Annotated in this window: 9 protein-coding genes; 6 read left to right on the forward strand and 3 right to left on the reverse strand. The window is 53.4% G+C overall.

Translation table 11 applies throughout. The annotated features are described in order from the left end of the window. The 3 genes from BMZ36_RS14035 to BMZ36_RS14440 all read right to left on the reverse strand — a co-directional run. Positions 1-263: citrate/2-methylcitrate synthase (locus BMZ36_RS14035; RefSeq protein WP_281242255.1), on the reverse strand; the 263-nt coding region annotated here is incomplete at its 3' end. A gap of 186 nt (positions 264-449) precedes the next feature. Continuing rightward, complete coding sequence (locus BMZ36_RS14040; protein ID WP_091198360.1) at positions 450-1,412, reverse strand: LysR family transcriptional regulator; 963 nt, start codon at positions 1,410-1,412, stop codon at positions 450-452. A gap of 257 nt (positions 1,413-1,669) precedes the next feature. Next, positions 1,670-1,966 (reverse strand): hypothetical protein, encoded by a 297-nt coding sequence (locus BMZ36_RS14440; protein WP_143086078.1) that lies wholly within the window; start codon positions 1,964-1,966, stop codon positions 1,670-1,672. A 123-nt stretch (positions 1,967-2,089) separates the two neighbouring features. Between BMZ36_RS14440 and ttdA the strand changes: the two genes are divergently transcribed. From ttdA to BMZ36_RS14070, 6 genes are all read left to right on the forward strand, one after another. Next, entirely contained in the window at positions 2,090-2,989 is a 900-nt protein-coding gene (gene ttdA / locus BMZ36_RS14045) for a L(+)-tartrate dehydratase subunit alpha (RefSeq protein WP_091198342.1), read from the forward strand. Continuing rightward, the gene (gene ttdB / locus BMZ36_RS14050; protein WP_091198345.1) at positions 2,986-3,594 is read left to right on the forward strand and encodes a L(+)-tartrate dehydratase subunit beta; all 609 of its coding nucleotides are present in this window, start codon (positions 2,986-2,988) and stop codon (positions 3,592-3,594) included. Before ttdA ends, ttdB begins: the two co-directional genes overlap by 4 nt. 114 nt (positions 3,595-3,708) lie before the next feature. After that, positions 3,709-4,149: a universal stress protein gene (locus tag BMZ36_RS14055; RefSeq protein ID WP_091198349.1), complete on the forward strand. Its 441-nt coding sequence runs from the start codon at positions 3,709-3,711 to the stop codon at positions 4,147-4,149. A gap of 99 nt (positions 4,150-4,248) precedes the next feature. Further along, entirely contained in the window at positions 4,249-5,604 is a 1,356-nt protein-coding gene (locus BMZ36_RS14060; RefSeq protein ID WP_091198352.1) for a citrate:proton symporter, read from the forward strand. 137 nt (positions 5,605-5,741) lie between these two features. Then, positions 5,742-6,713, forward strand: coding sequence for a cache domain-containing protein (locus BMZ36_RS14065; RefSeq protein ID WP_091198356.1), 972 nt, complete (start codon positions 5,742-5,744; stop codon positions 6,711-6,713). A gap of 70 nt (positions 6,714-6,783) precedes the next feature. Next, on the forward strand, positions 6,784-7,738 hold a 955-nt coding region (locus BMZ36_RS14070), incomplete at its 3' end, for a cache domain-containing protein (RefSeq protein ID WP_143086079.1).

Below are 7,738 nucleotides of genomic sequence, written 5' to 3' on the forward strand. Positions count from 1 at the left end.
TAGCAGGTTTCCAGGTAATCGCAGTGCGTGGCCAGTTGCTCAATGGGGTAGCCGCGATAGAACAGCTCGCCCTTATCGCCGTCGATATAGGTGATTGCCGAGGAGCAGGATGCTGTCGACATCAGGCCGGGATCGTAGGTGAAAAGCCCCGCATCTTTGTACAAACTGCGGACGTCAACGGCATCCGGCCCCATCGTGCTGTTGACGACGGGCAACTCGTAATGCTTGCCCTTGTACGCCAAAGTGGCACTGTTTTTGTTCATCGTTGACACCCCAAATCCGGCAAAAATTTAATTAACTTATTTGGGATTCTAACGGTCGCGGAAAGGCCGATTGTTAACTCTGAGGAACTAAAGAGATAACGGCTCCTTTGTTCCAGTCTGGATGCGGTGTGTTTCGCATCTCAGTTGCAGGCGGTCAGAGCTTCTTTGATGGGCGTGGAGGATTCACTATTCGGACGCCGCAGCATCTGTATCTGTGTTTTCTTCCGTGGTTTGGGCATCCGACAACATCGCGGCAGGTTTTTGCTCGGAAAAACGCGCGGCCAGGAAATCGATGAAAACCCGGACTTTGGTCGACAGGTAATGTCTTTCGGGGTAGACCGCGTAGATATCGGCCGAGGGCAAATTGTAATCACTCAGTAGCCGTACCAGGCGCCCGCTTCGCAGGTATTTGGCGATATCCCACTCTGCCCGCATCAGTATGCCGTGCCCTTCCAGTGCCCAGTTCAGGACGACTTCTCCGTCGTTGCTGCTTAGCGCGCCTTTGACTTTTACGGTGTCGGTGGTGTCCCCGTGTCTGAACCGCCAGAGTCCGCATGCGGTTTCGTCTTGCCGCAACACGATGCAGTTGTGTTTTGCCAGGTCTGAGGGGATGACTGGGGCGGGAAATTTTTTGAGATAAAGCGGCGAGGCGCAGATGAAACGCCGGTTGGGCATGATTTTCCGGGCGATGATGTTCGAATCGGGCGGCAGACCGAAGCGGATTCCAACGTCGATGTCGCCTTCGGCAATGTTCTGCGGTGCGACTGAGAGGTTCAGTTGAACCTCCATGTCCGGGTATTGACGGATGAATGCCGAGATCGTTGGCGCGATGTATGTCCTGCCGAAGCCGAGCGTGGCATTCACCCGCAGCAGCCCCTTGGGTAGCGATCTGCTGTTCAAGACCTCCTGCTCCATCTCCTGAATATCCCTCAGGATACGGCGGGCATGGTTGAGGTAGACCGCGCCCTCGGAGGTGACGCTGATGTGGCGGGTTGTGCGGTTAAGCAGCCGTACCCCCAGCCTTGCTTCCAGTTGGGCCAGACGCTTGCTGATCGCCGGCGGTGTCAGATCCAGCTCCCTGGCCGCAGCCGAGAGGCTCCCCGCCTTTACTAGAATCGAGAAAAACTCAAGCTCTGTCAGAGCATCCATGGCGGGTACCTTTTTGATCCAGGAGGACATTCTATGCGCAATCGGCTGCCTGCCAGGCATGCGCACTATTAACTTAGCAGAAAAACAGATGTGATTTTATGTTTATAAAAAATGCAAATCGCCATTTATAATTTTCCAGCGCGATCAAGTTGTAGTTTATTTGTGCGCTTTGCTATCTATTTTTCGCTGATTTTGCAGAATTTTCCATTCGGCTACGCAAAAAGCCAGTGCTCCAGGTGCTGGTGCCAATCTTAATTTTACAAGTCAATTTTTTCTAAAGCCGCAGCCGCTTGCGAGACGGCTTGTCCTTGCTTGTCATTTTCACAGGTCCAATTGTTTTGATCTTCCTGCCGGCAGCGGGGTTGCGGCTGCGCCATGGGCGGCAAATCCTTGCTGTTGTTGGCGCGGCCTGGGTTCGTGCCGTGCGGGTGCGCACGGATGTTCCCTGTTTGATCATTAACTTTTAGGAAAAAATGAAGTGAGGGTTTGTTAATTTGTAGTTCATGCGGCGGCACTACAATGGGGGCGTCTGTTAAAGGGCGGCCGATAAACATTGATTGCAGTTTGTGGCGGTTGTATTGCTGCTTTTCGGTGATTGCTGTTTTTAGCGGCAGGCAAAATTCATTATTTGTCTTTTCGCCCGTTTATTTTCATGTAGACAAAAAAGGAGTTTACACGTGGACCAACAGGAAGCAGTAAATACCCTAACCGATGTCATGACCAAGTTCACTGGTTATATTGGCAAGCGCTTGCCGACCGACGTTCAGAAAAAGCTGGCTGAACTTCGTGAGAAGGAAACAACCCCGCTGGCCAAGGTTGTCTATGACTCCATGGCTACCAATCAGGAAGCTGCGGACAAGCTGGACCGCCCCTGCTGCCAGGATACCGGCGCTATCCAGTATTTCATCACCTGCGGTGCCAAGTTCCCGTATATCGGTGAATTGGAAGGCATCCTGAGGAATGCAGTGCTGGAAGCCACCAAGAAGGCGCCGCTGCGTCACAACGCGGTGGAAACCTTTATTGAAAAGAATACGGGCACCAATACCGGCTACCGCATTCCCTGGATGGATTGGGACATCGTTCCCGATTCGGATACTTGCGAGATCGAAGTCTACATGGCTGGCGGCGGCTGCTCGCTCCCCGGCGCTGCCAAGGTGCTGATGCCGGGCCAGGGTTATGAGGGCGTCAATCAATTCGTTTTCGATGTGATCACTTCGTATGGCGTGAATGCATGCCCGCCGCTGCTGGTTGGCGTGGGTGTATCCACCTCCGTTGAAACTGCGGCTCGTCTGTCCAAAAAGGCGCTGTTCCGCGAAGTGGGCTCGCGCAATGCCAACGAAAACGCCGCCAAGATGGAACAGCTGCTTGAGGAAGGTCTGAACGAAGTCGGTATCGGCCCGCAAGGTTTGGGCGGTGCTTCCTCCGTTATGGGCGTGAATATCGAACAGTCCGCACGTCACCCGTCCACGATTGGCGTTGCCGTATCCACGGGCTGCTGGGCGCACCGCCGCGGCACGATCCGCTTCAACCCCGATCTTTCCTACGAAATCATTTCGCACAAAGGAGCCGTGCTGTGAAAAAAGTTCTGACTACTCCGATCAAAGACGAAGATCTGGAATCGCTTAACGTAGGCGATGTCGTGTACCTGACCGGCACGCTGGTTACTTGTCGTGACGTGGCTCACCGTCGTCTGATCGAACTGGGGCGCGAGCTGCCGGTTGATCTGAAGGGCAAGGCTATTTTCCATGCGGGCCCGATTGTGGTCGATCACGGCGACGGCAAGTTCGAAATGATCTCCATTGGCCCGACCACCAGCATGCGTATGGAAAAGTTCGAGAAGGAATTCATCGAGCAGACCGGCGTGAAGCTGATCGTTGGCAAGGGCGGCATGGGGCCGAATACGGTCGAAGGCTGCCAGAAGTACAAGGCAGTTCATGCGATCTTCCCGGGTGGCTGTGCAGTGCTGGCTGCGACCGAAGTCGAAGAGATCGAAGGCGCCGAATGGCGCGATCTGGGCATGCCGGAAACGCTGTGGATCAACCGCGTCAAGGAATTCGGCCCGTTGATCATCTCCATCGATACCAAGGGCAACAACCTGATCGATCAGAACAAAGCCAAGTTCAACGAGAAGAAATTGCCGGTGATCGAGAAGATCAATAGCCAGGTCAAGTTCATCAAGTAGTCATGCATGGAGGGGGCCTTCGGCGCATTTTTGAGGGCCTCCATTAAAAATCCGTGTCCTGGCAATTCGATATTCATGTCGGGCAACGATTTTTTCATTTTTTGAGGGCGCAATATGAAAAGAGTACTCCTTCCGGTTGACGGGTCAGAATGTTCTTTGCGTGCGGTTTCCCTGGTTATTGAAAAGCGCTTGCTTTATGTTGAACCGGATGAGCTGGATGTGCATCTGGTCAACGTTCAGCCGATTTTGCCCCTGCACATGAGCATGAGCAGTTTTTCCGTGCCGAAAGAGCAAATTGCGGAATATCAGCATTGGGAAGGCGAAAAGGCACTTGAAACGGCGCAAAAGCAATTGGATGCCGCCGGCGTGAAATATGCCAGTCATTATCTGATTGGCGAAGCGGGAGATGAAATCGCAAATCTGGCCAGTTCGTTGAAATGCGATCAGATCGTGATGGGAACGCATGGCCGAAGTGCGATTGAAGATTTCCTGCTGGGCTCGGTTTCCTTGAAGGTGATTCAGAGGTCAAAGGTTCCAGTTTTGTTGGTGAAATAACCCAATGAATGAGACATGCCGTGCACCGCATTTATTGCGCCATGTGTCAGATAAAAACTGGTAATAATCAATAATGAAGTTTGGTTTAGGAGAGAGACCATGTTAACCGCACTCGGTTACGGGATGATTATCATGTTCTTGGTTCTTTTGACAAAAAAGAAGCTGAACGTGTTCACGGCACTTATTCTGGTGCCTATTGTTTTCGGTGTCGCAGCCTGTTTGATTACCGGCAAGGACTTTACCCTGATCTTTGACTGGATCAAGCAGGGCATGTTCTTCAGCATGAAAAATGGCAAGCCCAAGATGGGGATCATGTCGGGGCTGGTCCTGATTCTGTTCGCCATCCTGTTCTTCGGCATCATGCTGAAGGCCGGGTTGTTTGATCCGCTGTGCATTTTCTTCATCAAGAAAGCCAAGGGCGACCCGCTCAAGGTCTGTGTGGCGACGATCATGGTCGCCAGCATGGTGACACTGGATGGCGATACCACGACGACGATCGTGGTGTGTACTTCTGCCTTCCTGGCGCTGTTCAAGCGCATGGGTTTGAAGCTCTCCTACCTGGCAGTATTGATTACCTTGCCGATCGGTATTTTCAACCAGTTGCCGTGGGGCGGTCCGCTGGTGGCCAACTCCATCGCACTGGGCGTCGACATGAGTTTCCTGTTCCGCCAGATTCTGCCGGGCATGCTGGTTGCTGAATTGTACGTTATCGGCGTGGCCGCCTGGCTGGGCATGAAAGAGCGCAAGCGCCTCAACTATGATCCTGCTCACGGCCACAAAGTGACTCCGGAACAGATCGAAGAAATGGTGTCTTCCGTCAAGAACTTCGAGCCGGAATTCAAGCGCCCGCAATATTTCTGGTTCAACCTGGTACTGGCATGTACCGTGGTTGGCTGCCTGATCGGTGACGTGGCACACGGCGGTATCCTGTTCATGATCGGCTCCGCAATCGGTCTGGTTGTGAACTACAACCTCGAAGACCAGATGGATCTGATTCGCAACTGCGCATCCGATGTGCTGATTCCTTCGCTGGCAACCTTTGCCGCAGCTTCCTTTACCGGCATTCTGGGTGGTAGCGGGATGTCGACTGCAATTGCCAACAGCATCATCAGCATTCTGCCGCAGTCGCTGGGCGTGCACATGGCACCGATCTATGCCCTGCTGGCAGCTCCGGCAATCTGCTTCCTGCCGCAAGACGCGTTCTACTTCGGTATCGCCGCGATTGTGGCGCCGGTGGGCAACCAGCTGGGCATTTCGACCGAGCAAATGGCCGTGGCGTCGATGGTCGGTCAAGCCTGGCGTCTTGCCAGTCCGGTGATCCCGGCCCTGTACCTGCTGTGCGAACGTTGCGAATTGAACTTCTTCGACTACCAGAAGCTGTTCTTCAAGCTCACCTGGCCGATCCTGTTCATCTACCTGTTCATGCATGTAATTACTGGCGCAATGCCGATCTGAGTGAATTGAAATAGCGTTGTACAGGTGTCTGTCCAAAAAACGTGGGGGCAAGTATGAATGTTTTGCTTGTTCCCACGTTTTTTTATCGTGAGTTTTGCTGGGTTCATGCTGGATAGCATGCCCGTCGAGGTTAAATCATGAAGCTCAAGGTGCGAATCTGGATCATTGTTGCAGCAGCCCTGTTAGGACTGGTTGTAATGGCGGGATATGGTTTGTATCAATTGCGTCAGAGCCTGTTGAATGAGCGGCGCGCGCAAATTGCGCAGCATCTGGATTTTGCCGATGCACAGTTAAGGTACTTCCATAGTCTGGAGGTTACCGGCAGCCTCTCGCGAGAAGAGGCCCAGTCGCGCGCAAAAGGGGCTATTGCCGCACAAAGGAAAGGTTTCGACTATTTTTTCATTCGCACGCTGACGGATGATTTGTTTGTGTACCACCCCGTAGCCAGCCGCATGGGGAAAGCCGATCCTGGCGAAAGAATGCCGGATGGGCGCATGAATGCTGCAGCCTACCGGGAAGACCTGGCCAAAAGCAGGGATAACAAGGTTTTCATGACGGTTTATGCTGCCCGTCCCAACAGTACAGACAAGACCTCATACCCCAAGCTGGTCGGTGTTCTCAAGTTCGAGCCTTGGGGCTGGATGCCGGGCATCGGTTTTTACGTCGACGATATTGATCGCTTGTTCATGAAAGAAGCCACAAAGATGCTGTCGTTCGGCGGTGGTTTGATTGCAATTGTTGCGTTGATGGCCATTCTGGCATTGAGCAGCATCCTGAAGTTGCTGGGCGGCGAACCAAAATATGCCGCTGAATGCATGAGAAAAATTGCCAGTGGCGATCTTGGAATCGATATTGAGCAAAGCAACGGAGGGGAAGACAGCATGATGGCCTCTCTTAAAATGATGCAAATGAAGCTGAGAAATATTTCAGCAGCAATTCATGAAAATGCAGAGCACCTGGAGAAACAGGTGCAAGGTTTTGAGCTACGATATAAATCGTATGCCGAAACAAAAACCGATGCTGATTTTGAAGGTATGAGCAAATATGCAGCAAAAATCATGGACGCATCCGGGATATTCAAAAAAGCGGTACACAGGATAAAGCTTTAGCGTGTTTTTCGTGTCATGAAAAAGACTGGTTTTTTATTTAAAGCATGTGACTGAATAAAGGGCGAGGGCCATGAAAGTCAAAACTCGTATCTGGATCATGGTGGCAGCATCGTTGCTGGGGTTGCTGGTAATGGCTGCCGACGGTTTGTACCAACTGCGCCAGAGCATGCACGAAGAGCGGCGGGCGCAGATTGCCCAACTGCTGGATTTTGCCAATGCGCAGCTCAAGTATTTTCACGATCTGGAAACCAGCGGGAAATTAAGCCGGGCCGATGCCCAGGCTCGGGCGAAAGAGTCGATTGCGGCGCAGCGCAAAGGCAGCGACTACTTCTTTATTCGCACCCTGACGGATGACTTCTTTGTGTACCACCCAGTGGCCAGCCGCATGGGGAAAGCCGATCCCGGCGAGAAAATGCCGGATGGGCGCATGAACGCAGCCGCCTACCGTGAAGATGTGATGAAAAGCAAAGATGGCAAAGCCTTCATGACCGTCTATGCCGCCCGCCCGAACAGCACGGATAAAACCTCTTACCCCAAGCTGGTGGGCGTGAGCAAATTCGAGCCCTGGGGCTGGATGCCGGGAATCGGGTTTTACACCGACGATATTGATCGTCAGTTCTGGAACAGCGCCATCAAGCTGCTGATTGCCGGCGTTATCCTCATCGGCATCGTCGCCTTCCTCGCCATCCGCACCATGCGCAGCATCCTCGGCCAGCTCGGGGGCGAGCCGCAATATGCCGCCGAGATCGCCCAAGGCATTGCCAACGGCGACCTCTCGCGCAGCATTGACGCCCACGGCAAGGCCGACAGCCTGCTGGGCTCCATGCGCGTCATGCAGCAAGGGCTGCACGACATCGTCGCCCGCTTCAACCAAGCCTCCACGACGCTCGCCACCGCCTCGCAGCAACTGACCGAAGAAACCGAACAGATCAGCCGCGGCAGCCAGCAGACCTCCGAAGCCACCGCCTCCACGGCTGCTGCAGTGGAACAGATGACCGTCAGCATCAGCCACATCTCCTCCAGCG

This window comes from Formivibrio citricus, from assembly GCF_900115065.1.
Taxonomy (GTDB): domain Bacteria; phylum Pseudomonadota; class Gammaproteobacteria; order Burkholderiales; family Chitinibacteraceae; genus Formivibrio; species Formivibrio citricus.